This is a genomic window from Streptomyces sp. CB02009, assembly GCF_001905825.1.
GTDB lineage: Bacteria > Actinomycetota > Actinomycetes > Streptomycetales > Streptomycetaceae > Streptomyces.
This window is the reverse complement of the sequence record NZ_LIVV01000005.1, coordinates 413,882-437,985: the sequence shown is the minus strand read 5'-3', so window position 1 is coordinate 437,985 and position 24,104 is coordinate 413,882. Positions and strand designations below refer to the sequence as shown.

Sequence of the window (24,104 nt, the reverse complement as noted above, 5' to 3'; positions counted from 1 at the left end):
GGGCGCCGCCCGGGCCGCTCCGCGGGAGGGGGCGGGGCGCGGCAGCGCGCCCGGACGGCGAACGGCGAAGCCGCTGCCCGTCGTCCGGGCGCAGCTCCGCCGCTGCACCAACTGTGACAGAGAGCGTGCGCGCACGCAACTAGTTCGGTGCGGCCTTCCCGCATCCCCCGCCCCGGCCCCGTCGTCCGTCCTCCCGCGAGGGCCCGCACAGGTGCCCGATAGGTTGGCGGCCACCGACCGAGGAGCCGCCCCGTGCCCGCCGCCCGCCCCCGCCTTCTGTACGTCACCGACCTCGCCTACCCGGCCCGCGGACGGCGCTACTGCGACGAGGACATCCACCTCACCGCCCGGCTGCGCGACTCCTTCGACCTGGCGCTCTGCCACCCGCTCGACGCCGCCGCCCTCATGGACGGCTTCGACGCCGTCGTCGTCCGCAACAGCGGCCCGGTCATCGGCTACCAGAAGGAGTACGACACCTTCCGCGAGCGCGCCCTGGCCGAGGGCACCCGCGTCTACAACCCGCTCCACGGCCGCGGCGACATGGCCGGCAAGCAGTACCTGCTCGACCTGACCACCGCCGGATACCCGGTCATCCCCACCGTCGACCGGCCCGAGGACCTCCACCGGCTGCCCGCCGCCGACGCGTACGCGGTCAAGCCCAAGGCCGGCGCCGACTCGATAGGCCTGCGCTTCCTCGCCCACGAGGAGCTCGCGGGCCTCCGCTACGACGGCCTCCTCGTCCAGCCGCGCGTCGACTTCCGGTACGAGGTCTCCTTCTACTTCGTCGACGACCTCTTCCAGTACGCCCTGCACGCCCCCGACCCCGCACGCCGCTGGGTCCTGGAGCCGTACGAGCCCACCGGGGACGACCTCGACTTCGCCCGCCGCTTCGTCGACTGGAACACCCTCGACCACGGCATCCAGCGCGTGGACGCCTGCCGCGCCCCCGGCGGTGAGCTGCTCCTCGTCGAACTGGAGGACCTCAACCCCTATCTCTCCCTGGACCGCGTGCCCGAGGAGACCCGCGACCGGTTCGTCACCGCCTTCACGGACTCGCTCCACCGCTTCCTGGCGGCCTGAGGCGCCGCACGCGAAGCGGCACGCGAAAGCGCCCCCGTCCTTCACGGACGGGGGCGCTTCACGTACGACGGGCGGTCAGACGGTCAGACGGCCAGGGGGCCGGCGGTCAGGCGGTACGGGGACGGCGGCGGGCCACGCGCTCGGCGGCGAACACGTCCTCCAGGCGGAAGAGCTGGGCCCGGCCCGCCTTCCCCGCGGCCCGCAGATGGCCGAGCTGGACCCACTTGCGGATGGTCGCGGGGGCGACCCCGGCCTCCTCGGCGGCGAGCGGTCCCGGGATCAGGGCCGGCAGGGCGGGCGAGCTCAGCACGAGGTCTCCTCGGAGTCGTCGGTCGGTGCGTCGGCCGGTGCGGGGGCCAGTGCGGTGGTCGGTGCGGCGGCCGTGTCCATCGCCGCCCGGATCTCGTCGGTACGGGAGCCGGCGGCGGCCGCGAGCTCCGCCCACTCGGGCTCCGGCCACAGGTGCCGGTAGGCGGGGTCGTCCTGGCAGCCGCACGCCTCGTCCACGCACACGCAGGCCGGGTTCACGCAGAGCACCGCGCGCCGGTCGGGGAAGGCCCGCAGCGACACCGAGTCGCACCAGGGGCAGCGGCCCGACACCCGTACGACCGTCTCCGAGTCGCCGAGCGTCCGGGCGCAGCGCCGGGCCATCCGGCGGATCTCGTCCCGTACGTGCCGGGCGAGGTCCGGCTCTGCGGCGATCGCGTCGAGGAGTCCCACGACCCGGCGGAGCCGGTCGACCACCCCGGCGCGGGGCGGCCGGGGCAGGGCGAGCCGGGCGCACACGGCCTCCTCCAGCTCCACCACCCCGTCGGTGATGTCGCGGATCGCGTCGGAGACGTGCAGCCGGATGGGGGCGGCGCCGTGGCCGGGGACGGCGAGGCCGTGCCGCTGCTGGAGGAGCAGCGCCTCGCGGCGCTCCTCGCGGATCTGCTCGTCACGGGCCGCGGGGGAGGGGGCCGGGGCGCTCCCGGCGGGGCCGCGGCGGCCGGGCGCGAGCTCTTCGGCGAGCTCGGGGAACTGGCGCACGAGGGAGGCGGTCCAGAGTGCGATGTCGCGCAGCACGGGTTCGACGGACGGGGCGCGGGACGTGCGGTCAGCCACGGCGGCCGCTCCGGGTGAGCGTCGGGGCGAGGGCGACGGCCTTCGCCACGCGGGCCGCGTCCGCCGGGCGACCGTTGCGCCAGAGGCGGCCCGCGCAGACTCCGTCGAAGTAGCTCTCGGCGGGGGCCACGGCCGTCTCGCACTCGCGGCGGACGGGGCAGCCGGCGCAGGCGCGCAGCGCCGGGGCCGCCTCCTTGGCGCGGCGGGCGAAGACGACGGACGGGGAGAGGTCGGCGCACGCGGCGTCGGCCTGCCAAGGGGTGGGGTCGGGCTGGAACAAGAGGTTCTCCACGGTCCGGGGCACCCCGAACCCAGGGGACCTGTGGGGCCGTTGGGGCTCAGGGGGCCGACGAGTGCGGCGGCGAGCCAGAGTTACACGTTGCGTGCGAGCGCGCAACAAATTTGCGAGGCGACCCCCTCGCGACCTTCATCGTTTCAACACGTTGCGTACCCGAAACCAAGTAATTCTGTGCGCGCAAGCACGCTAGAGTTGAGCGCCTGGAGGAGTGGAGTGAGGAGCTGTACATGACCACTCGTGGGCTGGATGAGTTCGCAGGCTGGGTCGAAGGCCTGATGCGACAGCGCGGCTACGACATCGACAGCCCGCGCGGCGGCGGCAAGTCCCGGATCGCGGACGAGGCCGGGGTGCACCGGGCCGCCGTGACGCGCCTGCTGCAGCGGCAGAGCATGCCCGACCTGGAGACCATGCGCAGGATCGCCCCGCTGCTCGGGGTATCGGTCCGCGACATGCTCATCCGGTCCGGCCGGGTGAGCCCGGAGGAGCTCCCGATGGCGGCCGATCTGCTGCCGCCGAGCGACTGGCAGCCGTCGATGGAGGACTTCGCCCGCTGGCTGGGCGTCCCCGACGACCGCATGGGCGTCTTCGTCAAGGTCGTGAACCAGTTCCTGGAGCCCGACACGGAGGCGGAGGGGTCCGCCGAGGCTCCCGAGCCCCGCCGCACGGCCCGGGACTGACCCCGGCCCGGTCCGGGATCGGCGCCCGTCCGCCCCGGACCGGCCCCGCTCCGCTGCGATCCTGCCTGGTCCCGGCCCTCCCCGGCCGGGACCACGTGCGCGTGGGCATTTGTTTTGACCGGAGTCCATGCGATAGGTACGCTCAAGCCTTGTGCCTGGGGTGTGCCTGGGCTCGCGTGCGTGTCATCAGCCGCACGGCGAGTCATATATCGGCCACCGTGATCCGCGCCTTTCCGCCTCGGTGGACGGGTCCGCGAGATTCGACACACCCGACCGCGTGGGTCGGTGAATGTTCCAGGTTAGTTTCACCGACGGCACACAGAAACCGGAGAAGTAGTGCCTACGATCCAGCAGCTGGTCCGGAAGGGCCGGCAGGACAAGGTCGAGAAGAACAAGACGCCCGCACTCGAGGGTTCCCCTCAGCGTCGCGGCGTCTGCACGCGTGTGTTCACGACCACCCCGAAGAAGCCGAACTCGGCCCTCCGTAAGGTCGCGCGTGTGCGTCTGACCTCCGGCATCGAGGTCACGGCCTACATCCCGGGTGAGGGTCACAACCTGCAGGAGCACTCCATCGTGCTCGTGCGCGGTGGCCGTGTGAAGGACCTGCCGGGTGTTCGCTACAAGATCATCCGCGGTTCCCTCGACACGCAGGGCGTCAAGAACCGTAAGCAGGCTCGCAGCCGCTACGGCGCCAAGAAGGAGAAGTAAGAATGCCTCGTAAGGGCCCCGCCCCGAAGCGCCCGGTCATCATCGACCCGGTCTACAGCTCTCCTCTTGTCACCTCGCTGATCAACAAGATCCTGCTGGACGGCAAGCGTTCCACCGCCGAGCGCATCGTGTACGGCGCCATGGAGGGTCTTCGCGAGAAGACCGGCCAGGACCCGGTCATCACGCTGAAGCGCGCTCTCGAGAACGTCAAGCCGGCCCTCGAGGTCAAGTCCCGCCGTGTCGGTGGCGCCACCTACCAGGTGCCGATCGAGGTCAAGCCGGGCCGCGCGTCCACGCTGGCCCTCCGCTGGCTCGTCGGTTACTCCCGCGCCCGTCGCGAGAAGACCATGACCGAGCGCCTCATGAACGAGCTCCTCGACGCCTCGAACGGCCTCGGTGCGGCCGTCAAGAAGCGTGAGGACACGCACAAGATGGCCGAGTCCAACAAGGCCTTCGCGCACTACCGCTGGTAGTCGCAACCCACATCGAGACCGAGAGAAGACTGAGCCGATATGGCTACCACTTCGCTTGACCTTGCCAAGGTGCGCAACATCGGCATCATGGCTCACATCGACGCGGGCAAGACGACCACCACCGAGCGGATCCTGTTCTACACCGGTGTCTCGTACAAGATCGGTGAAGTCCACGACGGCGCTGCCACGATGGACTGGATGGAGCAGGAGCAGGAGCGCGGCATCACGATCACGTCTGCCGCGACGACCTGCCACTGGCCGCTCGAGAATGTCGATCACACGATCAACATCATCGACACGCCGGGTCACGTCGACTTCACCGTCGAGGTGGAGCGTTCGCTGCGCGTGCTCGACGGTGCTGTCACCGTGTTCGACGGTGTGGCCGGCGTCGAGCCCCAGTCCGAGACCGTCTGGCGTCAGGCGGACCGCTACGGCGTGCCGCGTATCTGCTTCGTCAACAAGCTCGACCGTACGGGCGCCGAGTTCCTCCGCTGCGTCGACATGATCGTGGACCGCCTCGGCGCCGTCCCGATCGTCATGCAGCTGCCCATCGGTTCCGAGATGGACTTCCAGGGCGTCGTCGACCTCGTTCGTATGAAGGCGCTCGTCTGGTCCGCCGAGGCGACCAAGGGCGAGATGTACGACGTCGTCGACATCCCGGCCTCGCACACCGAGCTCGCCGAGGAATGGCGCGCCAAGCTGGTCGAGACCGTCGCGGAGAACGACGAGGAGCTCATGGAGCTCTTCCTGGAGGGCGTCGAGCCCACCGAGGAGCAGCTGTACGCGGCTGTCCGTCGTATCACCATCGCTTCCGGCAAGGGCAACGGCGAGAAGACGGTCACCCCCGTCTTCTGCGGCACCGCGTTCAAGAACAAGGGCGTTCAGCCCCTGCTCGACGCTGTCGTCCGTTACCTGCCTTCGCCCCTGGACGTCGAGGCCATCGAGGGCCACGACGTCAAGGACGCCGAGGTCGTCGTCAAGCGCAAGCCGTCCGACGACGAGCCGCTGTCGGCCCTCGCGTTCAAGATCGCGAGCGACCCGCACCTCGGCAAGCTCACCTTCGTCCGGATCTACTCCGGTCGCCTGGAGGCCGGCACCGCGGTGCTGAACTCCGTCAAGGGCAAGAAGGAGCGCATCGGCAAGATCTACCGCATGCACGCGAACAAGCGTGAGGAGATCGACTCGGTGGGCGCCGGCGACATCGTCGCCGTCATGGGCCTCAAGCAGACCACCACCGGTGAGACGCTGTGTGACGACAAGAACCCCGTCGTGCTGGAGTCCATGGACTTCCCGGCACCGGTCATTCAGGTCGCCATCGAGCCCAAGTCCAAGGGTGACCAGGAGAAGCTGGGTGTCGCCATCCAGCGTCTCGCGGAGGAGGACCCCTCCTTCCAGGTGCACTCGGACGAGGAGACCGGCCAGACCATCATCGGTGGTATGGGCGAGCTTCACCTCGACATCCTCGTCGACCGCATGCGGCGCGAGTTCAAGGTCGAGGCGAACGTCGGCAAGCCGCAGGTCGCTTACCGCGAGACGATCCGCAAGACCGTCGAGCGCGTGGACTACACCCACAAGAAGCAGACCGGTGGTACCGGTCAGTTCGCCAAGGTGCAGATCGCGATCGAGCCGATCACCGAGGGCGACGCCTCGTACGAGTTCGTGAACAAGGTCACCGGTGGCCGCATCCCGAAGGAGTACATCCCTTCGGTCGACGCGGGTGCGCAGGAGGCCATGCAGTTCGGCATCCTGGCCGGCTACGAGATGACTGGCGTCCGCGTCATCCTTCTCGACGGTGGCTACCACGAGGTCGACTCCTCCGAGCTCGCGTTCAAGATCGCCGGTTCGCAGGCCTTCAAGGAGGCCGCGCGGAAGGCTTCGCCGGTCATCCTCGAGCCCATGATGTCCGTCGAGGTCACCACGCCCGAGGACTACATGGGTGAGGTCATCGGCGACATCAACTCCCGCCGTGGCCAGATCCAGGCCATGGAGGAGCGCAGCGGCGCTCGCGTCGTGAAGGGCCTCGTGCCCCTTTCGGAGATGTTCGGCTACGTCGGCGACCTCCGCAGCAAGACCTCGGGTCGCGCAAGCTACTCGATGCAGTTCGACTCCTACGCCGAGGTTCCGCGGAACGTCGCCGAGGAGATCATCGCGAAGGCCAAGGGCGAGTAACTCTCCCGAGTTCACGCTTTAGGCTTGACACCAGTCGCCGGGGCTCAGCCCCCGAAACCCGAGGGTCCGGGTCCCGGCGGATGGCATCCCAGCAAAGATCACCTGGCGCCGATGAGCAAGGCGTACAGAACCACTCCGCAGGAGGATTCAGTGGCGAAGGCAAAGTTCGAGCGGACTAAGCCGCACGTCAACATCGGCACCATCGGTCACATTGACCACGGTAAGACGACCCTCACGGCCGCCATTACCAAGGTGCTGCACGACGCGTACCCGGACCTGAACGAGGCCTCGGCCTTCGACCAGATCGACAAGGCTCCCGAGGAGCGCCAGCGCGGTATCACGATCTCGATCGCGCACGTCGAGTACCAGACGGAGTCGCGTCACTACGCGCACGTCGACTGCCCGGGTCACGCTGACTACATCAAGAACATGATCACGGGTGCCGCGCAGATGGACGGCGCCATCCTCGTGGTCGCCGCCACCGACGGCCCGATGCCGCAGACCAAGGAGCACGTGCTCCTGGCCCGCCAGGTCGGCGTTCCGTACATCGTCGTCGCCCTGAACAAGGCCGACATGGTGGACGACGAGGAGATCCTGGAGCTCGTCGAGCTCGAGGTCCGTGAGCTCCTCTCCGAGTACGAGTTCCCGGGCGACGACCTTCCGGTCGTCCGTGTCTCGGCGCTCAAGGCGCTCGAGGGCGACAAGGAGTGGGGCGAGAAGCTCCTCGGCCTCATGCACGCGGTGGACGAGTCCATCCCGCAGCCCGAGCGTGACGTCGACAAGCCGTTCCTGATGCCGATCGAGGACGTCTTCACGATCACCGGTCGTGGCACCGTCGTCACCGGTCGTATCGAGCGCGGTATCCTCAAGGTCAACGAGACCGTCGACATCATCGGCATCAAGACCGAGAAGACCACCACCACGGTCACCGGTATCGAGATGTTCCGCAAGCTGCTCGACGAGGGCCAGGCCGGTGAGAACGTCGGTCTGCTCCTCCGTGGCATCAAGCGCGAGGACGTCGAGCGCGGCCAGGTCATCATCAAGCCGGGTTCGGTCACGCCGCACACCAGCTTCGAGGCCCAGGCCTACATCCTGTCGAAGGACGAGGGTGGCCGTCACACCCCGTTCTTCAACAACTACCGCCCGCAGTTCTACTTCCGTACCACGGACGTGACCGGCGTCGTGACCCTCCCCGAGGGCACCGAGATGGTCATGCCGGGCGACAACACCGCCATGAGCGTTGAGCTGATCCAGCCCATCGCCATGGAGGAGGGCCTCAAGTTCGCCATCCGTGAGGGTGGCCGGACCGTCGGCGCCGGCCAGGTCGTCAAGATCAACGCCTGATCGTTGATCTGACCTGGTAGCTCCACGAGCTGCAGCAGAAGGCCCCGCACCTTTCGGTGCGGGGCCTTCTCGCATGTCCGGAGGGGGCACGGCCGTCCCTCCCGGGGGATCACCTCCGAAGGATCACGGCCGCCAGCTCCACGGGTGCCCGTCCGCGCCGAGGCCGACCACGGTCGCCCCGTCCGCGCCCAGGCGCAGCGCCGCCGACACCGCGGGCGTCCCCGTCGGCCGGGTCCGGGTCCGGTTCCCGGCCCGCACCCGTACCCGGCCGTCCGGGCCGGTGCCCAGGAGGACGGTCCCCAGGGCCGCGGAGCGCGCCGCGACCACACCCCCGTAGCCGTCCAGACCGGCGTCGCCGCGGGGCCCGAGGAGTTCCCCGGCCGCCGGGGGCCGGTAGTAGAGGTCGCCGCCCGCCGACGCCACCGCGGATCCGGAGAGCGGCAGCCGCGCGCTCTGCTCGACGCCGTCCACCCAGTGCCGTACGGAGTCCCGCCCGGCCGCGTGGAGGTGAACCCGTCCGGCCGCGTCGAGCGACACGGCGAGTCCGTCCTGGACCTCCGCCGTCCCGGGGAGCGCCCGCCACGGACCCCAGGAGCCGTCGGCCGCCCGTACCCGGGTCGAGACGTTCCGGTCCGCGTTCCGTACAAAGAGGTGGACCCGGCCGTCGGGCGCCGCGACGGCCACCGGCGCACCGATCCGGCGGCCCCGGTCGTCGGTGCGCTCCGGGTTCCCGAGTCCGCGCCAGGCCAGGAACGGGCCGCCGGGGGAGCGCTGCTCCAGGAGCACCAGCTCGCGCCGGTTCCGCCCGCCGTGTCCGTCGATCGCGGAGAACCGCACCCCGAAGAGCAGGACCCGGCCGTCGCCGAGCACGGCCGAGCCGAGCGCGGGGGCGAGCGGGCCGCCGCCGAGGTCCGTCGGCCCGTCCCAGACGCCGGGTGCCGTCTCCTGCCAGCGGACCGCGCGCAGGCCGAGCACCCCGTAGGCGGTGAGGCGGCCGTCCGGCCGCTCGGCGAGCGCGGGGCCGGCGGCGGGCCAGCGGTGGTGGGTGGAGCGGACCCAGCCCTTGCGGTTGGTGAGCGGGCGTGCGCCGCCGACGCCGTAGTCGCCGCAGCCCGAGGGGTTGCCGCAGTCCCAGGAGGGGTCGCCGCCGTAGGGGACGAGGCGGGCCGCCTTGGCCTTCAGTACCTGGGGCGGGAGGTTCTTGGGCCAGTGCCGGTTGTAGTAGCCGCGGAACGCGGTCGTCGTGAACGCCGGTATGGGTTCGCCGTCCCGGACGGCGTCCGCGACCCAGCGGCTCAGCGCTGCCCAGGTGAAGGACGCGACGGCCGTGTGGTCGCCGTGGTCCGAGTAGCCGGGCTGCTCCGAGTCCCGTCTGCGGGTGGCCTCGTCGCTGAGCTGGATGTCCGGGTCGGGGTCCAGTGTGTGCACGACGGTGGGCCGGTAGCGGGCGAGCAGCCCGACGAGGACGCCGACCAGCCGGTCGTAGTCGTAGGTGTCCGAGCGGGTGACGGGCGAACCGGTCGACAGATGGGTCCGCAGCTCCAGGGCGCGGTCGTGCCAGAGGGCCGGCAGGGCCATGTAGCGCCGGTTCGTGTGCATCGGCAGGTTGAGGAAGACCAGCTCGACGCGGTTGCGGCCGTGGACGAGGGTGTCGATCTCCGCCCGCCGGCCGCCGGCGAGCGTGAGCGTCTCGCGCTGCCAGGGAGTGAACACCGGCAGGCCGAGCGCCGCCGCGTACGACTGGCGCAGGCCCTGGTGGCGTGCCGAGGAGTAGGCGGCGCGGTCCGGGGGAGCGTCCGGCATCCCCTTGATCCGGTTCCGGCCGGTGTGCTCGCCCGCGGTCACGTACACGGAGACGAGGGGGACCCCGGCGTCGAGGAGGCGCTGGGTGTCCGGGTTCATGAAGTACAGGTCGTCGTCCGGGTGCGCGGCGACCTGCAGGAGCAGCGCACGCCGGGTCCGCGCGGACGCGATCGGCTTGCCGGGCGCGGGGTCGGCGGTCGGCGCGGCCCTGCGCGGCTCCGGCACGGAACACCCGGCGACGGCCGAGCTGACGGCGAGGGCCGCGGCGAGAACCGCCCGCCGGCGGGGTGCTGTGGTCACGTGGGCGGTCCGTCCCCTGGGTAGTGCGGTCCCCGGTAAGACGAACGTTCGAAGTCTGGGGTTGTGTGCGGACGGGTCCGTGACTGGCAGGATGCGGCCACCGGAAAAAGATCTTCGAAAAGCGTCGCCGGTCGTGTCGAGGACCGGGCGCCGGTTCCGACCGACAGGTGACAGCACGCCACAGGGGCGCGCGGTACGGGGAGGACGACCACCATGAAGTACGTCGCGATGATCTACGGGAACCAGGCCAAGTGGGACGCCTTCCCCGCCGAGGCCTGGCCCGAGGCGATCGCCCGCCAGGAGGCCTTCAACAGGAAGTACCGCGAGAGCGGCGAGCTGATCGGCGCGTACGGCCTCGCGGACGCGGCCGCCGCCCAGCTCGTCCGCCGCGTGGACGGCGTCCCCGCGGTGACCGACGGCCCGTACCTGGAGACCAAGGAGTATCTGGCCAGCTTCTACCTGCTCGACTGCGACGGCCCCGAGCGGGCCCGGGAGATCGCCGCCGACATGCCCTTCGCGGACGTCGACCCGGTGGAGCTCTGGCCGGTCCTGCACGAGTCCGCGGCGGACGTGTGACCGGCACCGACGGGATCGAGGACCTGCTGCGCACGTACGCGCCGCAGGTCCTCGGCGTCCTCGTGCGGCGGTACGGGACCTTCGACACCTGCGAGGACGCCGTCCAGGAGGCCCTGATCGCGGCGGCCCGCCAGTGGCCCGAGGAGGGCGTCCCCGACAACCCGCGGGGCTGGCTGGTCACCGTCGCCGCCCGCCGGCTCGTCGACCAGGTGCGCAGCGAGGCCGCGCGCCGCCGCCGCGAGGACTCCCTGGCCCTGGCCACGCCGGCCTCGGAACTCCTCGCGCACGCCGCCGACGAGGAGCCCGGCACGGACCGGGACGACTCGCTGTCCCTGCTGTTCCTCTGCTGTCACCCCGAGCTCTCCCCGTCCAGCCGGGTCGCCCTCACCCTGCGCGCCGTCGGCGGTCTCACCACCGGGCAGATCGCGGCCGCCTTCCTGGTGCCGGAGTCGACGATGGCGCAGCGGATCAGCCGGGCCAAGCAGACGATCCGGGAGGCGGGCGGCTCGCTCGCGCTGCCGCCGGGGGAGGACCGCACGGCCCGGCTCGCCGAGGTCCGGCACGTGCTCTACCTGGTCTTCAACGAGGGCTACACGGCGAGCGCCGGCGAGGAGCTGACCGCGCCCGAGCTGTCCACCGAGGCGATCCGGCTCGCGCGCCTGCTGCACCGGCTGCTGCCCGAGGACACCGAGACGGCGGGGCTGCTCGCCCTGATGCTGCTCACGGACGCCCGCAGGCCGGCCCGTACGGGCCCGCACGGCGCACTCGTACCGCTGGCGGAGCAGGACCGGGGGAGGTGGGACGGCCGGCTCGTCGCGGAGGGCGTCGAGCTGATCAGCCGCACCCTGCCCCGGGGGCAGGTCGGCCCGTACCAGCTGCAGGCGGCGATCGCGGCGGTGCACGACGAGGCGGAGACCGCCGGGGCCACCGACTGGCCGCAGATCCTCGCGCTCTACGAACTCCTGGAGCGGACCGGGCCGAATCCGATGGTCACCCTCAACCGCGCGGTGGCCCTCGCGATGGTCGAGGGGCCCGCGGCGGGGCTCGCGCTCCTGGACGAGCTCGCGCGGGACAAGCGGCTGGCCCGGCACCACCGGCTGCTCGCCACCCGGGCCCATCTCCTCGAACTGCTCGGCGAGAAGGAGGCCGCGGCGGCGGCCTACCGGGAGGCGGCACGCCGTACGACCAGCGCTCCGGAGCGCCGTCATCTCACCGGGCGGGCGCGGCGCTTGGGGTGAGGCGGCGGGGGGCGTCCGAGGAGGGCGCGTGCGCCCCGGCGCATGGCCGTACGTGACGTGGGGTACAGTCTTCGCTCCCGATTGGCGGCCGGATGGCCCCGTATGGCAGACTGTCGGGGTTGCTCGGTTGAGTGCCGATGCTGCGCGCCTCCCGTCGGGAGGACCGGAAGCGAGTCCCACAGTACTCGTCGCTCCTTCTCAGGAGCGGACGTACGGGAATCTTCTGGGAAGCGTCAGCGGGGTGCCGACCAGGCGCCCGGTGGGTGTTGTGCCCCCGGCCTGCGGTCATGGCGACCGTGCCCCCTTGGTTGGGAAATCCCTAGGGATTTCTGCGTAGAGGGAGTGCGACACGCCCGACCGCGTGGGTCGGAGACACGGCAACGCTTCTCCGTAAGCGAAGCCGATCGGGTTCCAGAGCGTTACGAGACAAAGGACTACTAGTAGCCATGGCGGGACAGAAGATCCGCATCCGGCTCAAGGCCTACGACCACGAGGTCATCGATTCCTCGGCGAAGAAGATCGTCGAGACGGTGACCCGCACTGGTGCGTCGGTCGCGGGCCCGGTGCCGCTGCCCACTGAGAAGAACGTGTACTGCGTCATCAAGTCGCCGCACAAGTACAAGGACTCGCGCGAGCACTTCGAGATGCGCACGCACAAGCGCCTCATCGACATCCTCGACCCCACGCCGAAGACGGTTGACTCGCTCATGCGTCTCGACCTCCCGGCGGGCGTCGACATCGAGATCAAGCTCTGAGGGCGCGCGAGATGGCTAAGAACATCAAGGGCATCCTGGGCGAGAAGCTCGGCATGACGCAGGTCTGGGACGAGAACAACCGGATCGTTCCGGTGACCGTCGTCAAGGCCGGCCCCAATGTCGTGACCCAGGTGCGTACGAACGACGTCGACGGCTACGAGTCGGTCCAGATCGCCTTCGGCGAGATCGACCCTCGCAAGGTGAACAAGCCCCTCAAGGGTCACTTCGCCAAGGCCGACGTCACCCCGCGCCGCCACCTGGTGGAGCTCCGCACCGCTGACGCCTCCGAGTACACGCTCGGCCAGGAGATCACCGCCGAGGTCTTCGAGGCCGGCGTGAAGGTCGACGTCACCGGTAAGAGCAAGGGCAAGGGCTTCGCCGGTGTCATGAAGCGCCACAACTTCCGTGGTGGCAAGGCGTCGCACGGTGCCCACCGCGTGCACCGCAAGCCCGGTTCCATCGGTGGCTGCGCCACCCCGGGCCGTGTCTTCAAGGGTATGAAGATGGCTGGTCGCATGGGCAACGAGCGCGTGACCACCCAGAACCTGACCGTCCACGCCGTTGACGCCGAGAAGGGTCTGCTGCTCATCAAGGGCGCCGTCCCCGGCCCCAACGGTGGCCTCGTCCTGGTCCGCACCGCGGCCAAGGGGGTTTGAGGAACCGATGAGCACCATTGACATCCTTTCGCCGGCAGGCGACAAGACCGGGACCGTCGAGCTCCCCGAGGAGATCTTCGGCGCCAAGGTCAGCATTCCGCTGATCCACCAGGTCGTCGTCGCGCAGCTGGCCGCGGCCCGTCAGGGCACGCACAAGACCAAGCGCCGTGGCGAAGTCCGCGGTGGTGGCAAGAAGCCTTACCGCCAGAAGGGCACCGGCCGCGCCCGTCAGGGTTCGACCCGCGCCCCGCAGTTCGCCGGTGGTGGCGTCGTTCACGGCCCCCAGCCGCGTGACTACTCGCAGCGGACCCCGAAGAAGATGAAGGTCGCCGCTCTCCGCGGTGCCCTCTCGGACCGGGCCACCCACTCCCGCATCCACGTCGTCTCCGGCGTGGTCGAGGGTGCGATCTCCACCAAGGCCGCGAAGACGCTGTTCGGCAAGATCTCGGAGCGCAAGAACCTGCTCCTGGTCGTCGAGCGCTCCGACGAGGCCGCGTGGCTGTCCGCTCGTAACCTGCCCCAGGTGCACATCCTGGAGCCGGGCCAGCTCAACACGTACGACGTGATCGTCTCCGACGACGTGGTCTTCACTCAGGCCGCCCTCGAGTCCTTCGTGTCTGGCCCCCAGACCGCTGAGACCGAAGGGAGCGACGCCTGATGACTGAGGCCGTCGTCACCAGCAAGACCTTCTCGGACCCGCGCGACATTCTCGTCAAGCCGGTTGTCTCGGAGAAGAGCTACGCACTGCTGGACGAGAACAAGTACACGTTCATCGTCGCGCCTGGCTCCAACAAGACCCAGATCAAGCAGGCCGTCGAGGCGGTCTTCTCGGTCAAGGTCACCGGGGTCAACACGATCAACCGCCAGGGCAAGCGCAAGCGCACCAAGGCCGGTTTCGGCAAGCGCAAGGACACCAAGCGCGCCATCGTGACCCTTGCCGAGGGCAACCGTATCGACATCTTCGGCGGTCCGACCGCCTAAGGGCGGTCTGGATCGTCCGGAATCGGACGAGGACTGAGAAATGGGAATCCGCAAGTACAAGCCGACTACGCCGGGCCGTCGTGGCTCCTCCGTAGCCGACTTCGTCGAGATCACGCGGTCCACGCCGGAGAAGTCGCTGGTCCGCCCCCTGCACAGCAAGGGCGGCCGTAACAACACCGGTCGTGTGACCGTCCGTCACCAGGGTGGTGGCCACAAGCGCGCCTACCGCGTGATCGACTTCCGTCGTCACGACAAGGACGGCGTGCCGGCCAAGGTCGCGCACATCGAGTACGACCCCAACCGCACCGCGCGCATCGCGCTGCTCCACTACGTGGACGGCGAGAAGCGCTACATCATCGCCCCCAAGGGTCTGACGCAGGGTGACCGCGTCGAGAACGGCCCCGGCGCTGACATCAAGCCCGGCAACAACCTGGCGCTCCGCAACATCCCGGTCGGTACCACGATCCACGCGATCGAGCTCCGTCCCGGTGGCGGCGCCAAGTTCGCGCGCTCCGCTGGTGCCTCCGTGCAGCTGCTGGCGAAGGAGGGCACGATGGCCCACCTTCGTATGCCGTCGGGCGAGATCCGTCTCGTCGACGCCCGCTGCCGCGCCACGATCGGCGAGGTCGGCAACGCCGAGCAGTCGAACATCAACTGGGGCAAGGCCGGCCGTAAGCGCTGGCTTGGCGTCCGCCCGACCGTCCGCGGTGTGGCGATGAACCCGGTTGACCACCCGCACGGTGGTGGTGAGGGCAAGACCTCCGGTGGTCGCCACCCGGTCTCCCCGTGGGGTCAGAAGGAGGGTCGTACTCGCTCGCCGAAGAAGGCTTCGAGCAAGTACATCGTCCGCCGCCGCAAGACGAACAAGAAGCGCTAGGAGCGGGTTTAGATGCCGCGCAGTCTCAAGAAGGGACCCTTCGTTGACGGCCACCTCGTAAAGAAGGTGGACGCTCAGAACGAAGCCGGTACCAAGAACGTCATCAAGACCTGGTCCCGTCGCTCGATGATCATCCCGGCCATGCTCGGCCACACGATCGCGGTGCACAACGGCAAGACCCACATTCCGGTGTTTGTCACCGAGTCGATGGTCGGCCACAAGCTCGGCGAGTTCTCGCCGACGCGCACCTTCCGGGGTCACGTGAAGGACGACCGGAAGTCGAAGCGCCGCTAGTAGCGGGGTGGAATGACCATGACAGACACTGGAAGGACAACCATGGAAGCCAGGGCCCAGGCGCGGTACATCCGCGTCACGCCCATGAAGGCCCGCCGCGTGGTGGACCTTATCCGTGGCATGGATGCCACGGAGGCTCAGGCGGTCCTGCGTTTCGCCCCGCAGGCCGCGAGCGTGCCGGTTGGCAAGGTGCTGGACAGCGCCATCGCCAACGCTGCACACAACTACGACCACACCGACGCCTCTTCGCTGGTCATCAGCGAGGCGTTCGTGGATGAGGGCCCGACCCTGAAGCGGTTCCGTCCGCGTGCCCAGGGCCGTGCCTACCGGATCCGTAAGCGGACCAGCCACATCACCGTGGTCGTCAGCAGCAAGGAAGGAACCCGGTAATGGGCCAGAAGGTTAACCCGCATGGGTTCCGGCTCGGCATCACCACGGACTTCAAGTCCCGCTGGTACGCCGACAAGCTGTACAAGGACTACGTCAAGGAAGACGTCGCCATCCGTCGGATGATGACGTCCGGCATGGAGCGCGCCGGCATCTCGAAGGTTGAGATCGAGCGCACCCGTGACCGCGTGCGGGTGGACATCCACACCGCGCGTCCCGGCATCGTCATCGGCCGCCGTGGCGCCGAGGCCGACCGCATCCGCGGCGACCTCGAGAAGCTCACGGGCAAGCAGGTCCAGCTGAACATCCTCGAGGTCAAGAACCCCGAGATGGACGCTCAGCTGGTTGCTCAGGCCGTTGCCGAGCAGCTCTCCTCCCGCGTCTCCTTCCGTCGCGCCATGCGTAAGAGCATGCAGGGCACGATGAAGGCCGGCGCCAAGGGCATCAAGATCCAGTGTGGCGGTCGTCTCGGCGGCGCCGAGATGTCCCGCTCGGAGTTCTACCGCGAGGGCCGCGTGCCCCTGCACACGCTCCGCGCGAACGTCGACTACGGCTTCTTCGAGGCCAAGACGACCTTCGGCCGCATCGGCGTGAAGGTCTGGATCTACAAGGGCGACGTCAAGAACATCGCCGAGGTCCGCGCCGAGAACGCTGCGGCCCGTGCGGGTAACCGCCCGGCCCGTGGCGCCGGCGCTGGCGACCGCCCGGCCGGCCGTGGTGGCCGCGGTGGCGAGCGTGGCGGCCGCGGCCGCAAGCCGCAGCAGCAGTCCGCGCCGGCTGCCGAGGCCCCCAAGGCCGACGCTCCCGCCGCCGCTGCCGCTCCGGCTGAGAGCACCGGAACGGAGGCCTGACCGAAATGCTGATCCCCCGTAGGGTCAAGCACCGCAAGCAGCACCACCCCAAGCGCTCGGGTATGAGCAAGGGTGGTACGCAGGTTGCGTTCGGCGAGTACGGCATTCAGGCCCTCACGCCGGCGTACGTGACCAACCGCCAGATCGAGGCGGCTCGTATCGCGATGACCCGCCACATCAAGCGTGGCGGCAAGGTCTGGATCAACATCTACCCGGACCGCCCGCTGACGAAGAAGCCCGCCGAGACCCGCATGGGTTCCGGTAAGGGTTCTCCGGAGTGGTGGATCGCGAACGTCAAGCCGGGTCGGGTGATGTTCGAACTGTCCTACCCGAACGAGAAGATCGCGCGCGAGGCCCTCACCCGTGCGGCCCACAAGCTGCCGATGAAGTGCAAGATCGTTAAGCGCGAAGCAGGTGAGCTGTGATGTCGGCCGGTACCAAGGCGTCCGAGCTGCGCGAGCTGGGCAACGAGGAGCTTCTCAACAAGCTCCGCGAGGCCAAGGAAGAGCTGTTCAACCTCCGCTTCCAGGCGGCGACGGGTCAGCTCGAGAACCACGGTCGGCTCAAGTCCGTCCGTAAGGACATCGCCCGGATCTACACCCTGATGCGTGAGCGCGAGCTGGGCATCGAGACGGTGGAGAACGCCTGATGAGCGAGAGCAACGTGACTGAGAAGACCGAGCGCAACGCTCGCAAGGTCCGCGAGGGCCTGGTCGTCAGCGACAAGATGGACAAGACCGTCGTCGTCGCTGTCGAGGACCGCGTCAAGCACGCGCTGTACGGCAAGGTCATCCGCCGTACGAACAAGCTCAAGGCTCATGACGAGCAGAACGCTGCCGGCATCGGCGACCGCGTCCTCCTGATGGAGACCCGGAAGCTGTCCGCCACGAAGCACTGGCGCGTCATCGAGATCCTCGAGAAGGCCAAGTAAGTATTTCGCGCAAGCGAAATTCGTTCCGCCAGGCTCGGCCGGGGCTTCCTCGTGAAGCCCCGGCCGGGAACCGGCAGACAATCAGGAGATAGACGTGATCCAGCAGGAGTCGCGACTGCGTGTCGCCGACAACACTGGTGCCAAGGAGATCCTTTGCATCCGTGTTCTCGGTGGCTCCGGTCGCCGCTACGCGGGCATCGGTGACGTCATCGTCGCCACCGTCAAGGACGCGATCCCCGGTGGCAACGTGAAGAAGGGTGACGTCGTCAAGGCGGTCATCGTTCGCACCGTCAAGGAGCGCCGCCGCCAGGACGGCTCGTACATCCGCTTCGACGAGAACGCCGCTGTCATTCTCAAGAACGACGGCGACCCTCGTGGCACCCGTATCTTCGGCCCGGTGGGCCGTGAGCTGCGCGAGAAGAAGTTCATGAAGATCATCTCGCTCGCGCCGGAGGTGCTGTAAGCATGAAGATCAAGAAGGGCGACCTGGTCCAGGTCATCACCGGTAAGGACAAGGGCAAGCAGGGCAAGGTCATCACGGCCTTCCCCCGCGAGAACCGCGTCCTCGTCGAGGGTGTCAACCGGGTCAAGAAGCACACCAAGGCCGGCCCGTCGCAGGCCGGTGGCATCGTCACGACCGAGGCTCCGGTCCACGTCTCCAACGTCCAGCTGGTCGTGGAGAAGGACGGCAAGAAGGTCGTCACGCGTGTCGGATACCGCTTCGACGACGAGGGCAACAAGATCCGCGTTGCCAAGCGGACGGGTGAGGACATCTGATGGCTACCACCACTCCGCGTCTCAAGACGAAGTACCGCGAGGAGATCGCGGGCAAGCTGCGTGAGGAGTTCTCGTACGAGAACGTCATGCAGGTTCCCGGCCTCGTGAAGATCGTGGTCAACATGGGTGTCGGCGACGCCGCCCGTGACTCGAAGCTCATGGACGGTGCCGTCCGCGACCTCACCACGATCACCGGTCAGAAGCCGGCCGTCACCAAGGCCCGCAAGTCCATCGCGCAGTTCAAGCTGCGTGAGGGTCAGCCGATCGGTGCGCACGTCACCCTCCGTGGCGACCGCATGTGGGAGTTCCTGGACCGCACCCTGTCGCTCGCGCTTCCGCGCATCCGCGACTTCCGTGGTCTGTCCCCCAAGCAGTTCGACGGGCGTGGCAACTACACCTTCGGTCTCACGGAGCAGGTCATGTTCCACGAGATCGACCAGGACAAGATCGACCGTGTCCGGGGTATGGACATCACCGTGGTGACCACGGCGACCAACGACGACGAGGGCCGTGCCCTTCTGCGTCACCTCGGCTTCCCCTTCAAGGAGGCGTAAGCGAGATGGCGAAGAAGGCTCTCATCGCGAAGGCTGCCCGCAAGCCCAAGTTCGGCGTGCGTGGCTACACGCGCTGCCAGCGCTGTGGTCGTCCCCACTCCGTGTACCGCAAGTTCGGCCTGTGCCGCGTGTGCCTTCGTGAGATGGCTCACCGTGGCGAGCTGCCGGGCGTGACCAAGAGCTCCTGGTAATCCCTTAGTTGGGATGACCGGAGTCTCTCGGTAAGCACTGGGTTGGCGGATGCCCACCCCTCCATGGCTTAGGCTAGGAGGGTTGGGCGTCCGCCGCCCGTACGACTTACTACGCCGTAGGTCCCCGCGCCGCACCCGTCCCGCCCCTGTGTGGGGAGAGGGATGGCGCACTGGAAACCCCGGCGAGAGAGGCCGAAGGCCAATTCATGACCATGACTGATCCGATCGCGGACATGCTGACTCGTCTGCGTAACGCGAACTCGGCATACCACGACTCCGTGACGATGCCGCACAGCAAGATCAAGTCTCACATCGCGGAAATCCTCCAGCAGGAGGGCTTCATCACGGGCTGGAAGGTCGAGGACGCCGAGGTCGGCAAGAACCTCGTCCTCGAGCTCAAGTTCGGTCCGAACCGTGAGCGCTCCATCGCGGGCATCAAGCGGATCTCGAAGCCCGGTCTCCGGGTTTACGCGAAGTCCACCAACCTGCCGAAGGTTCTCGGCGGCCTGGGCGTGGCGATCATCTCCACGTCCCACGGTCTCCTGACCGGCCAGCAGGCAGGCAAGAAGGGCGTAGGTGGGGAAGTCCTCGCCTACGTCTGGTAGTCGGGAACGGAGGAATAGCTAATGTCGCGTATTGGCAAGCTGCCTATCCAGGTTCCCGCCGGCGTGGACGTCACCATCGATGGCCGCACGGTCACGGTCAAGGGTTCCAAGGGCACCCTGAGCCACACCGTCGCCGCGCCGATCGAGATCGTTAAGGGCGAGGATGGCGTGCTCAACGTCAACCGTCCGAACGACGAGCGTCAGAACAAGGCCCTTCACGGCCTGTCCCGCACGCTGGTGGCCAACATGATCACCGGTGTGACCCAGGGTTACGTGAAGGCGCTCGAGATCAGCGGTGTCGGTTACCGCGTCGCCGCGAAGGGCTCCAACCTGGAGTTCCAGCTCGGCTACAGCCACCCGATCCTGGTCGAGGCGCCCGAGGGCATCTCGTTCAAGGTCGAGTCGCCGACCAAGTTCTCGGTCGAGGGCATCGACAAGCAGAAGGTCGGCGAGGTCGCGGCAAACATCCGCAAGCTGCGGAAGCCCGACCCGTACAAGGCCAAGGGCGTCAAGTACGCCGGCGAGGTCATCCGCCGCAAGGTCGGAAAGGCTGGTAAGTAAGCCATGGCATACGGTGTGAAGATCGCCAAGGGCGACGCTTACAAGCGTGCCGCCAAGGCCCGCCGCCACATCCGCATCCGCAAGAACGTGTCGGGTACGGCGGAGCGTCCGCGCCTCGTCGTGACGCGTTCGAACCGCGGTATCACCGCTCAGGTCATCGACGACCTCAAGGGTCACACCCTTGCGTCCGCGTCGAACCTGGACGCGTCGATCCGCGGTGGCGAGGGTGACAAGTCCGCGCAGGCCAAGCAGGTCGGAGCTCTCGTCGCCGAGCGCGCCAAGGCCGCTGGTGTCGAGGCTGTCGTGTTCGACCGTGGTGGCAACAGGTACGCCGGGCGCATTGCCGCTCTGGCTGACGCCGCCCGCGAAGCCGGGCTGAAGTTCTAAGCCCCGGTTCCGGGACTAACGGACGTAACAGAGAGAGGTAAATCCAATGGCTGGACCCCAGCGCCGCGGAAGCGGTGCCGGTGGCGGCGAGCGGCGGGACCGGAAGGGCCGCGACGGTGGCGCTGCCGCCGAGAAGACCGCGTACGTTGAGCGCGTTGTCGCGATCAACCGCGTCGCCAAGGTTGTCAAGGGTGGTCGCCGCTTCAGCTTCACCGCGCTGGTCGTGGTGGGCGACGGTGACGGCACCGTAGGTGTCGGTTACGGCAAGGCCAAGGAAGTTCCCGCGGCCATCGCCAAGGGTGTCGAGGAAGCCAAGAAGAACTTCTTCAAGGTTCCGCGCATCCAGGGCACCATCCCTCACCCGATCCAGGGCGAGAAGGCCGCGGGCGTCGTCCTGCTCAAGCCGGCTTCCCCCGGTACCGGTGTTATCGCCGGTGGCCCGGTGCGCGCCGTGCTCGAGTGCGCCGGCGTTCACGACATCCTGTCGAAGTCGCTCGGCTCCGACAACGCGATCAACATCGTGCACGCGACCGTGGAGGCCCTCAAGGGCCTGCAGCGCCCCGAGGAGATCGCGGCTCGCCGTGGTCTGCCCCTCGAGGACGTCGCTCCCGCGGCTCTGCTCCGTGCACGTGCTGGGGCGGGTGCGTAATGGCTCGCCTCAAGGTCACGCAGACGAAGTCGTACATCGGCAGCAAGCAGAACCACCGCGACACCCTGCGTTCGCTCGGCCTCAAGAAGGTCAACGACGTGGTTGTCAAGGAGGACCGCCCCGAGTTCCGCGGAATGGTGCACACCGTCCGCCACCTCGTGACGGTCGAGGAGGTTGACTGACATGGCGGAGACCAACCCGCTGAAGGCCCACAACCTCCGTCCCGCCCCCGGTGCCAAGACCGCGAAGACCCGTGTCGGTCGTGGTGAGGCGTCGAAGGGTAAGACGGCCGGTCGTGGTACCAAGGGCACCAAGGCCCGTTACCAGGTTCCGCAGCGCTTCGAGGGTGGGCAGATGCCCCTCCACATGCGTCTGCCGAAGCTCAAGGGCTTCAAGAACCCGTTCCGCACCGAGTACCAGGTCGTGAACCTGGACAAGCTCACCGCGCTCTACCCGCAGGGTGGCGAGGTCACGGTGGCCGATCTGGTCGCCAAGGGTGCGGTTCGCAAGAACCAGCTCGTCAAGGTGCTCGGCACCGGCGAGATCACCGTGGCGCTGCAGGTGACGGTCGACGCCGTCTCCGGCTCCGCCAAGGAGAAGATCGCCGCCGCTGGTGGCACCGTCACCGAGCTCGTCTAAGACGACTCGATGGCTTGAACATCCGATCGGGGATGCCTCCCAAAAGGGGCATCCCCGATTGGTCGTTCCTAGGGGGGCATGGTCGCCGGTAAGGTGGCGTGCACTGTCTAGGCTCCGTGCGGTATGCCCGCACGGGATTGATGACCGATACCTAATCGTCGAACCTCAAGACCGTCACCCTTGACGCATAGCGCGGGGGTCGCAGGAGGCACCGTGCTTACCGCGTTCGCCCGGGCGTTCAAGACGCCCGACCTGCGCAAGAAGCTGCTCTTCACGCTCGCCATCATCGTGCTGTACCGCCTCGGGGCCCACATCCCGGTCCCCGGCGTCAGCTACGAGGCCGTCCAGCAGTGTGTGAAGCAGGCCAGCGAAGGCAACAACAGCCTGTTCGGCCTGGTCAACATGTTCAGTGGCGGGGCGCTGCTCCAGATCACCATCTTCGCGCTCGGCATCATGCCGTACATCACGGCGAGCATCATCCTGCAGCTGCTCACCGTCGTGATCCCGCGTCTGGAAGCCCTCAAGAAGGAGGGCCAGTCGGGTACTGCCAAGATCACGCAGTACACCCGGTACCTGACGGTCGCCCTCGCCGTGCTGCAGGGCACCGGTCTCGTCGCCACCGCGAAGAGCGGCGCGCTGTTCAGCGGCTGCCGCGTCGCGGACCAGGTCGTTCCCGACCCGTCGATCTTCACCATCGCCACGATGGTCCTCACGATGACCGCCGGTACCTGCATCGTCATGTGGCTCGGTGAGCTCATCACCGACCGCGGCATCGGCAACGGCATGTCGATCCTGATGTTCATCTCGATCGCCGCCGGCTTCCCGGGCGCCCTCTGGGCCATCAAGGAGAGCGGCAAGCTCGCCAAGGGCTGGATCGAGTTCGGCACCGTCATCCTCATCGGCTTCGTGATGGTGGCCCTCGTGGTCTTCGTCGAGCAGGCCCAGCGCCGCATCCCGGTGCAGTACGCGAAGCGCATGATCGGCCGGCGCTCCTACGGCGGTACGTCCACGTACATCCCGCTGAAGGTGAACCAGGCGGGTGTGATTCCTGTCATCTTCGCGTCGTCGCTGCTCTACATCCCGGCCTTGATCGCGCAGTTCTCGAACTCCACCGCAGGGTGGAAGACCTGGATCGAAGCCCACTTCGTCAAGGGTGACCACCCCTACTACATCGCGACGTACTTCCTCCTGATCGTGTTCTTCGCCTTCTTCTATGTGGCGATCTCGTTCAACCCCGAGGAAGTCGCGGACAACATGAAGAAGTATGGTGGCTTCATCCCGGGTATCCGGGCTGGTCGACCTACTGCCGAGTATCTGAGCTACGTGCTCAACCGGATCACTTGGCCGGGCTCGCTGTACTTGGGTCTGATCGCTCTTGTGCCGACGATGGCGTTGGCAGGCTTCGGTGGCGCCAATGCCAACTTCCCCTTCGGTGGGACGAGCATCCTCATCATCGTGGGTGTGGGGCTGGAGACCGTGAAGCAGATCGAGAGCCAGCTCCAGCAGCGCAATTACGAAGGGTTCCTCCGCTGATGCGAATCGTCCTCGTCGGACCGCCCGGTGCCGGCAAGGGAACGCAGGCTGCGTTCCTTGCCAAGAACCTGGACATCCCGCACATCTCCACGGGCGACCTGTTCCGCGCCAACATCTCCCAGGGCACGGAGCTCGGTCTCAAGGCCAAGGCGTTCATGGACGCCGGCGACCTGGTACCCGACGAGGTGACCATCGGGATGGCCAAGGACCGGATGGAGCAGCCGGACGCCGTCAACGGCTTCCTGCTGGACGGGTTCCCCCGCAACGTGGCGCAGGCCGAGGCCCTGGACGTGGTCCTGAAGGCCGAGGACATGCAGCTCGACGCGGTGCTGGACCTGGAGGTCCCCGAGGACGAGGTCGTGAAGCGGATCGCGGGTCGCCGCATCTGCCGCAACGACAGCGCGCACGTCTTCCACGTGCAGTACAACGCGCCGAAGACCGAGGGTGTCTGCGACGCCTGCGGCGGCGAGCTGTACCAGCGTGCGGACGACTCCGAGGAGACGGTCCGCAAGCGCCTGGAGGTCTACCACACGCAGACCGAGCCGATCATCGACTACTACCGGGCGCAGAACCTGGTCGTGACGATCTCGGCGCTCGGCAAGGTGGACGAGGTCACGGCGAAGGCGATGGCCGCGCTCAAGAAGTAACCCCGGTTCGTCGATACGGCCGCGGTGCCCCTCAGGGGCGCCGCGGCCGTATCGTTGTTC

Annotated in this window: 35 protein-coding genes; 31 read left to right on the top strand and 4 right to left on the bottom strand. The window is 68.2% G+C overall.

Annotated elements, in window-relative coordinates; all coding sequences use genetic code 11:
• Window positions 1–252 precede the first annotated feature (252 nt).
• Window positions 253–1,080 carry a hypothetical protein gene (locus AMK27_RS21540; protein ID WP_073910670.1) on the top strand — a complete coding sequence of 276 codons (828 nt, stop codon included), beginning with the start codon at window positions 253–255 and terminating at the stop codon, window positions 1,078–1,080.
• Between the two features lie 106 nt (window positions 1,081–1,186).
• On the opposite strand, the gene AMK27_RS21535 is transcribed toward AMK27_RS21540, so the two are convergent.
• The 3 genes from AMK27_RS21535 to AMK27_RS21525 are packed head-to-tail and all read right to left on the bottom strand — an operon-like array spanning window position 1,187 to window position 2,476.
• Complete coding sequence (locus AMK27_RS21535) at window positions 1,187–1,390, bottom strand: hypothetical protein (protein ID WP_030318670.1); 204 nt, start codon at window positions 1,388–1,390, stop codon at window positions 1,187–1,189.
• The gene (locus AMK27_RS21530; RefSeq protein ID WP_241847570.1) at window positions 1,384–2,184 is read right to left on the bottom strand and encodes a hypothetical protein; all 801 of its coding nucleotides are present in this window, start codon (window positions 2,182–2,184) and stop codon (window positions 1,384–1,386) included. Before AMK27_RS21530 ends, AMK27_RS21535 begins: the two co-directional genes overlap by 7 nt.
• Entirely contained in the window at window positions 2,177–2,476 is a 300-nt protein-coding gene (locus AMK27_RS21525) for a WhiB family transcriptional regulator (RefSeq protein WP_073911871.1), read from the bottom strand. Before AMK27_RS21525 ends, AMK27_RS21530 begins: the two co-directional genes overlap by 8 nt.
• A gap of 233 nt (window positions 2,477–2,709) precedes the next feature.
• Between AMK27_RS21525 and AMK27_RS21520 the strand changes: the two genes are divergently transcribed.
• From AMK27_RS21520 to tuf, 5 genes are all read left to right on the top strand, one after another.
• Complete coding sequence (locus AMK27_RS21520; RefSeq protein ID WP_073910666.1) at window positions 2,710–3,159, top strand: helix-turn-helix domain-containing protein; 450 nt, start codon at window positions 2,710–2,712, stop codon at window positions 3,157–3,159.
• A 336-nt stretch (window positions 3,160–3,495) separates the two neighbouring features.
• Complete coding sequence (rpsL, locus tag AMK27_RS21515) at window positions 3,496–3,867, top strand: 30S ribosomal protein S12 (protein WP_003948652.1); 372 nt, start codon at window positions 3,496–3,498, stop codon at window positions 3,865–3,867.
• A gap of 2 nt (window positions 3,868–3,869) precedes the next feature.
• Entirely contained in the window at window positions 3,870–4,340 is a 471-nt protein-coding gene (gene rpsG, locus AMK27_RS21510; RefSeq protein WP_015035567.1) for a 30S ribosomal protein S7, read from the top strand.
• Window positions 4,341–4,379: 39 nt separating this feature from the next.
• Window positions 4,380–6,509 (top strand): elongation factor G, encoded by a 2,130-nt coding sequence (gene fusA / locus AMK27_RS21505; protein WP_073910662.1) that lies wholly within the window; start codon window positions 4,380–4,382, stop codon window positions 6,507–6,509.
• Window positions 6,510–6,659: 150 nt separating this feature from the next.
• Window positions 6,660–7,853, top strand: coding sequence for an elongation factor Tu (gene tuf / locus AMK27_RS21500; RefSeq protein WP_073910658.1), 1,194 nt, complete (start codon window positions 6,660–6,662; stop codon window positions 7,851–7,853).
• A gap of 123 nt (window positions 7,854–7,976) precedes the next feature.
• Here tuf and AMK27_RS21495 read toward each other — a convergent pair whose 3' ends face one another.
• A complete protein-coding gene (locus AMK27_RS21495; protein WP_073910654.1) occupies window positions 7,977–9,956 on the bottom strand; it encodes a PIG-L family deacetylase in 1,980 nt (659 codons plus the stop codon).
• Window positions 9,957–10,169: 213 nt separating this feature from the next.
• Between AMK27_RS21495 and AMK27_RS21490 the strand changes: the two genes are divergently transcribed.
• From AMK27_RS21490 to AMK27_RS21365, 25 genes are all read left to right on the top strand, one after another.
• Window positions 10,170–10,532, top strand: a complete 363-nt coding sequence (locus AMK27_RS21490) for a YciI family protein (protein ID WP_073910651.1) — start codon at window positions 10,170–10,172, stop codon at window positions 10,530–10,532.
• Window positions 10,529–11,770: an RNA polymerase sigma factor gene (locus AMK27_RS21485; RefSeq protein ID WP_073910647.1), complete on the top strand. Its 1,242-nt coding sequence runs from the start codon at window positions 10,529–10,531 to the stop codon at window positions 11,768–11,770. Before AMK27_RS21490 ends, AMK27_RS21485 begins: the two co-directional genes overlap by 4 nt.
• Window positions 11,771–12,216: 446 nt before the next feature.
• Window positions 12,217–12,525 (top strand): 30S ribosomal protein S10, encoded by a 309-nt coding sequence (gene rpsJ / locus AMK27_RS21480; protein ID WP_003948644.1) that lies wholly within the window; start codon window positions 12,217–12,219, stop codon window positions 12,523–12,525.
• An 11-nt stretch (window positions 12,526–12,536) separates the two neighbouring features.
• Window positions 12,537–13,181, top strand: a complete 645-nt coding sequence (gene rplC / locus AMK27_RS21475; RefSeq protein ID WP_073910644.1) for a 50S ribosomal protein L3 — start codon at window positions 12,537–12,539, stop codon at window positions 13,179–13,181.
• Window positions 13,182–13,188: 7 nt separating this feature from the next.
• Window positions 13,189–13,839 (top strand): 50S ribosomal protein L4, encoded by a 651-nt coding sequence (rplD, locus tag AMK27_RS21470; protein ID WP_073910640.1) that lies wholly within the window; start codon window positions 13,189–13,191, stop codon window positions 13,837–13,839.
• Window positions 13,839–14,162, top strand: a complete 324-nt coding sequence (rplW, locus tag AMK27_RS21465) for a 50S ribosomal protein L23 (RefSeq protein ID WP_024755407.1) — start codon at window positions 13,839–13,841, stop codon at window positions 14,160–14,162. Before rplD ends, rplW begins: the two co-directional genes overlap by 1 nt.
• A gap of 40 nt (window positions 14,163–14,202) precedes the next feature.
• Complete coding sequence (rplB, locus tag AMK27_RS21460) at window positions 14,203–15,039, top strand: 50S ribosomal protein L2 (RefSeq protein ID WP_055598863.1); 837 nt, start codon at window positions 14,203–14,205, stop codon at window positions 15,037–15,039.
• A 12-nt stretch (window positions 15,040–15,051) separates the two neighbouring features.
• The gene (gene rpsS / locus AMK27_RS21455) at window positions 15,052–15,333 is read left to right on the top strand and encodes a 30S ribosomal protein S19 (RefSeq protein ID WP_015035577.1); all 282 of its coding nucleotides are present in this window, start codon (window positions 15,052–15,054) and stop codon (window positions 15,331–15,333) included.
• A 42-nt stretch (window positions 15,334–15,375) separates the two neighbouring features.
• The gene (gene rplV / locus AMK27_RS21450) at window positions 15,376–15,723 is read left to right on the top strand and encodes a 50S ribosomal protein L22 (protein ID WP_056552397.1); all 348 of its coding nucleotides are present in this window, start codon (window positions 15,376–15,378) and stop codon (window positions 15,721–15,723) included.
• Complete coding sequence (gene rpsC / locus AMK27_RS21445) at window positions 15,723–16,571, top strand: 30S ribosomal protein S3 (protein ID WP_017239578.1); 849 nt, start codon at window positions 15,723–15,725, stop codon at window positions 16,569–16,571. The genes rplV and rpsC overlap by 1 nt, the downstream gene beginning before the upstream one ends.
• A 5-nt stretch (window positions 16,572–16,576) precedes the next feature.
• Complete coding sequence (gene rplP / locus AMK27_RS21440) at window positions 16,577–16,996, top strand: 50S ribosomal protein L16 (RefSeq protein ID WP_015035580.1); 420 nt, start codon at window positions 16,577–16,579, stop codon at window positions 16,994–16,996.
• Window positions 16,996–17,220 (top strand): 50S ribosomal protein L29, encoded by a 225-nt coding sequence (gene rpmC, locus AMK27_RS21435; protein ID WP_017239580.1) that lies wholly within the window; start codon window positions 16,996–16,998, stop codon window positions 17,218–17,220. The genes rplP and rpmC overlap by 1 nt, the downstream gene beginning before the upstream one ends.
• Entirely contained in the window at window positions 17,220–17,501 is a 282-nt protein-coding gene (gene rpsQ, locus AMK27_RS21430) for a 30S ribosomal protein S17 (RefSeq protein ID WP_015035582.1), read from the top strand. The genes rpmC and rpsQ overlap by 1 nt, the downstream gene beginning before the upstream one ends.
• 94 nt (window positions 17,502–17,595) lie before the next feature.
• Entirely contained in the window at window positions 17,596–17,964 is a 369-nt protein-coding gene (gene rplN / locus AMK27_RS21425; protein ID WP_003956455.1) for a 50S ribosomal protein L14, read from the top strand.
• Between the two features lie 2 nt (window positions 17,965–17,966).
• Window positions 17,967–18,278: a 50S ribosomal protein L24 gene (gene rplX / locus AMK27_RS21420; protein WP_015035583.1), complete on the top strand. Its 312-nt coding sequence runs from the start codon at window positions 17,967–17,969 to the stop codon at window positions 18,276–18,278.
• Window positions 18,275–18,832: a 50S ribosomal protein L5 gene (gene rplE, locus AMK27_RS21415; protein WP_106975815.1), complete on the top strand. Its 558-nt coding sequence runs from the start codon at window positions 18,275–18,277 to the stop codon at window positions 18,830–18,832. The genes rplX and rplE overlap by 4 nt, the downstream gene beginning before the upstream one ends.
• A 5-nt stretch (window positions 18,833–18,837) precedes the next feature.
• On the top strand, window positions 18,838–19,023 hold the full coding sequence (locus tag AMK27_RS21410; protein WP_003948630.1) for a type Z 30S ribosomal protein S14: 186 nt from the start codon (window positions 18,838–18,840) through the stop codon (window positions 19,021–19,023).
• A gap of 206 nt (window positions 19,024–19,229) precedes the next feature.
• The gene (gene rpsH, locus AMK27_RS21400; protein WP_015035585.1) at window positions 19,230–19,628 is read left to right on the top strand and encodes a 30S ribosomal protein S8; all 399 of its coding nucleotides are present in this window, start codon (window positions 19,230–19,232) and stop codon (window positions 19,626–19,628) included.
• Window positions 19,629–19,649: 21 nt separating this feature from the next.
• Window positions 19,650–20,189, top strand: coding sequence for a 50S ribosomal protein L6 (gene rplF / locus AMK27_RS21395; RefSeq protein ID WP_024755414.1), 540 nt, complete (start codon window positions 19,650–19,652; stop codon window positions 20,187–20,189).
• Between the two features lie 3 nt (window positions 20,190–20,192).
• Window positions 20,193–20,576, top strand: a complete 384-nt coding sequence (gene rplR / locus AMK27_RS21390; RefSeq protein ID WP_015035587.1) for a 50S ribosomal protein L18 — start codon at window positions 20,193–20,195, stop codon at window positions 20,574–20,576.
• A gap of 46 nt (window positions 20,577–20,622) precedes the next feature.
• On the top strand, window positions 20,623–21,225 hold the full coding sequence (gene rpsE, locus AMK27_RS21385) for a 30S ribosomal protein S5 (RefSeq protein WP_015035588.1): 603 nt from the start codon (window positions 20,623–20,625) through the stop codon (window positions 21,223–21,225).
• Window positions 21,225–21,407, top strand: coding sequence for a 50S ribosomal protein L30 (gene rpmD, locus AMK27_RS21380; protein ID WP_015035589.1), 183 nt, complete (start codon window positions 21,225–21,227; stop codon window positions 21,405–21,407). The genes rpsE and rpmD overlap by 1 nt, the downstream gene beginning before the upstream one ends.
• A gap of 1 nt (window position 21,408) precedes the next feature.
• Window positions 21,409–21,864 carry a 50S ribosomal protein L15 gene (gene rplO, locus AMK27_RS21375; RefSeq protein WP_030318646.1) on the top strand — a complete coding sequence of 152 codons (456 nt, stop codon included), beginning with the start codon at window positions 21,409–21,411 and terminating at the stop codon, window positions 21,862–21,864.
• A gap of 213 nt (window positions 21,865–22,077) precedes the next feature.
• A complete protein-coding gene (secY, locus tag AMK27_RS21370; protein ID WP_073910637.1) occupies window positions 22,078–23,397 on the top strand; it encodes a preprotein translocase subunit SecY in 1,320 nt (439 codons plus the stop codon).
• A complete protein-coding gene (locus AMK27_RS21365; protein ID WP_073910633.1) occupies window positions 23,397–24,044 on the top strand; it encodes an adenylate kinase in 648 nt (215 codons plus the stop codon). Before secY ends, AMK27_RS21365 begins: the two co-directional genes overlap by 1 nt.
• The last annotated feature ends 60 nt before the right edge of the window (window positions 24,045–24,104 follow it).

Coding starts and splice junctions, on each gene's coding strand:
- AMK27_RS21520 (WP_073910666.1), top strand. CDS start 2,710: ATGACCACTCGTGGGCTGGATGAGTTCGCAGGCTGGGTCGAAGGCCTG.
- rpsG (WP_015035567.1), top strand. CDS start 3,870: ATGCCTCGTAAGGGCCCCGCCCCGAAGCGCCCGGTCATCATCGACCCG.
- fusA (WP_073910662.1), top strand. CDS start 4,380: ATGGCTACCACTTCGCTTGACCTTGCCAAGGTGCGCAACATCGGCATC.
- AMK27_RS21490 (WP_073910651.1), top strand. CDS start 10,170: ATGAAGTACGTCGCGATGATCTACGGGAACCAGGCCAAGTGGGACGCC.
- rpsJ (WP_003948644.1), top strand. CDS start 12,217: ATGGCGGGACAGAAGATCCGCATCCGGCTCAAGGCCTACGACCACGAG.
- rplC (WP_073910644.1), top strand. CDS start 12,537: ATGGCTAAGAACATCAAGGGCATCCTGGGCGAGAAGCTCGGCATGACG.
- rplD (WP_073910640.1), top strand. CDS start 13,189: ATGAGCACCATTGACATCCTTTCGCCGGCAGGCGACAAGACCGGGACC.
- rplW (WP_024755407.1), top strand. CDS start 13,839: ATGACTGAGGCCGTCGTCACCAGCAAGACCTTCTCGGACCCGCGCGAC.
- rplB (WP_055598863.1), top strand. CDS start 14,203: ATGGGAATCCGCAAGTACAAGCCGACTACGCCGGGCCGTCGTGGCTCC.
- rpsS (WP_015035577.1), top strand. CDS start 15,052: ATGCCGCGCAGTCTCAAGAAGGGACCCTTCGTTGACGGCCACCTCGTA.
- rplV (WP_056552397.1), top strand. CDS start 15,376: ATGGAAGCCAGGGCCCAGGCGCGGTACATCCGCGTCACGCCCATGAAG.
- rpsC (WP_017239578.1), top strand. CDS start 15,723: ATGGGCCAGAAGGTTAACCCGCATGGGTTCCGGCTCGGCATCACCACG.
- rplP (WP_015035580.1), top strand. CDS start 16,577: ATGCTGATCCCCCGTAGGGTCAAGCACCGCAAGCAGCACCACCCCAAG.
- rpmC (WP_017239580.1), top strand. CDS start 16,996: ATGTCGGCCGGTACCAAGGCGTCCGAGCTGCGCGAGCTGGGCAACGAG.
- rpsQ (WP_015035582.1), top strand. CDS start 17,220: ATGAGCGAGAGCAACGTGACTGAGAAGACCGAGCGCAACGCTCGCAAG.
- rplX (WP_015035583.1), top strand. CDS start 17,967: ATGAAGATCAAGAAGGGCGACCTGGTCCAGGTCATCACCGGTAAGGAC.
- AMK27_RS21410 (WP_003948630.1), top strand. CDS start 18,838: ATGGCGAAGAAGGCTCTCATCGCGAAGGCTGCCCGCAAGCCCAAGTTC.
- rpsH (WP_015035585.1), top strand. CDS start 19,230: ATGACCATGACTGATCCGATCGCGGACATGCTGACTCGTCTGCGTAAC.
- rplF (WP_024755414.1), top strand. CDS start 19,650: ATGTCGCGTATTGGCAAGCTGCCTATCCAGGTTCCCGCCGGCGTGGAC.
- rplR (WP_015035587.1), top strand. CDS start 20,193: ATGGCATACGGTGTGAAGATCGCCAAGGGCGACGCTTACAAGCGTGCC.
- rpsE (WP_015035588.1), top strand. CDS start 20,623: ATGGCTGGACCCCAGCGCCGCGGAAGCGGTGCCGGTGGCGGCGAGCGG.
- rpmD (WP_015035589.1), top strand. CDS start 21,225: ATGGCTCGCCTCAAGGTCACGCAGACGAAGTCGTACATCGGCAGCAAG.
- rplO (WP_030318646.1), top strand. CDS start 21,409: ATGGCGGAGACCAACCCGCTGAAGGCCCACAACCTCCGTCCCGCCCCC.
- AMK27_RS21365 (WP_073910633.1), top strand. CDS start 23,397: ATGCGAATCGTCCTCGTCGGACCGCCCGGTGCCGGCAAGGGAACGCAG.